Annotated in this window: 1 protein-coding gene; it reads right to left on the bottom strand. The window is 75.8% G+C overall.

Annotation, left to right across the window (positions count from 1 at the left end; translation table 11 throughout):
- The coding region (locus tag ACTJIY_RS20785) for an N-acyl-D-amino-acid deacylase family protein (protein ID WP_440697263.1) at positions 1-1,469 on the bottom strand (1,469 nt) is incomplete at both ends.

Below are 1,469 nucleotides of genomic sequence, written 5' to 3'. Positions count from 1 at the left end.
ACGAGCACGTCGTCCACGCCGGACGCCGGGCGGCGTGGTTCTTCGTAGGTCGCTTCGTCGCGGACCTGGTCGGGGTCGACGAGCGTGAGGTCTGCGACCGCGCCGGGCACCACCGTGCCGCGCCCGGCGAGGGCGAACCGTGCGGCGGGTCGGGTGGACAGGTGTGTGACGGCGTCGTGCCAAGTCCAGTCCCTGAGCGTACGCACGTGCTCGGCGAGGAAGCGCGCGAAGGCGCCCCAGCCGCGCGGGTGGGGTCGGCCGCCGCCTGCGACGGGCGCGTAGATCGCGTCGGACCCGCCGACGTGTGCGCGGTGGCGTAGCAGGGCGCGCACGGAGTCGGGTGAGTTGGTGGGGGGTTGGGCGAACACGCACGAGGCGCGCAGGCGGGTCGCGACGAGCAGGTGCACCGCGGTCTGGGCGGGGGTCAGGCCCAGGTGGGCGGCGACGTCGGGCAGGGTCATGCCCTCGGTCCAGGTCAGGTCCTCGGCGGGTCGGGCGTCGGGGGCTCCGGCGGCGGTGCCGGTGGGGACGGCGGCCATGGTGATGCGGGGCCACAGGTCGGTCAGGGTGGGGAAGTGCTCGCGGTGCAGGCGGTCCAGGACGGCGGGGTCGGTCAGGGCGGTCACGGTCGCGTCGACGTCGGCGACGGGCAGCCAGGTGGGTAGGGACACCATGGACAGGATGGAGCAGCCGCGCAGGTAGGGGTAGGAGTCGAAGGTGACGTCCAGGCCCTGGGCGTGGGCGTCCTCGACGTACCCGAGCAGCTCGGCGGCGGGGCCGTGGTAGTGCGAGACGTGGGTCGCGACGCCGGAGGCGCGCGCGAGGCGCACGAGCTCGGCGAACGCGGGCCCGGCTTTGTCTTCGTAGCCGCGCATGTGCGACACGTGGGGGAGGCCGCGGGCGGCGAGGATGCTGGTGAGGGCGACGAGCTCGGTCTCGTCGGCGTACGTGGCCGGGACGTACTCCAGGCCGGTCGACATCCCGAGGGCGCCGTCGTCGAGCGCGGTGGTGAGCAGGGCGCGCATGCGGTCGGTCTCGGCGGGCGTCGCGGGGCGGGCCGCGGGGCCCAGGACCGCGTAGCGGATCGTGCCGTGCGGGGCGAGGTAGCCGACGTTGACCCGGGTCGTGCGGTCGTAGGTCGCGAGGAGGTCGGCGACGGACCCGCCGCGGAAGGTGGGGTGGGTGCCGTTGATCGCGGCGAAGTACCCGCTCGCCCAGGTCGCGGCGTCGTGCAGGCCCGACGCCGTCTCGGCGCCCGGGCCGCGTGCCTCGCCCGGGCCGCGTGCCTCGCCCGGGCCGCGGGCCTGGCCCGGGGCGGGCGAGGGCGCGTAGGACACCCCGTCCTGCCCGACCACGACGCTCGTCACGCCCTGACGCAGCATCGCGAGCTGCACGTCCTCGTCCAGGACCGCGGCCTCGCCGTGCACGTGCGCGTCCACGAACCCCGGCAGCACCAGCCGCCCGCCCGC

Origin of the sequence: Cellulosimicrobium sp. 22598, assembly GCF_052044445.1 — a bacterium.
In the GTDB taxonomy this organism is placed as follows: Bacteria; Actinomycetota; Actinomycetes; order Actinomycetales; family Cellulomonadaceae; genus Cellulosimicrobium; species Cellulosimicrobium cellulans_G.
Note: the sequence above shows the minus strand (reverse complement) of the source record. Positions and strands in the feature narration are given on the sequence as shown.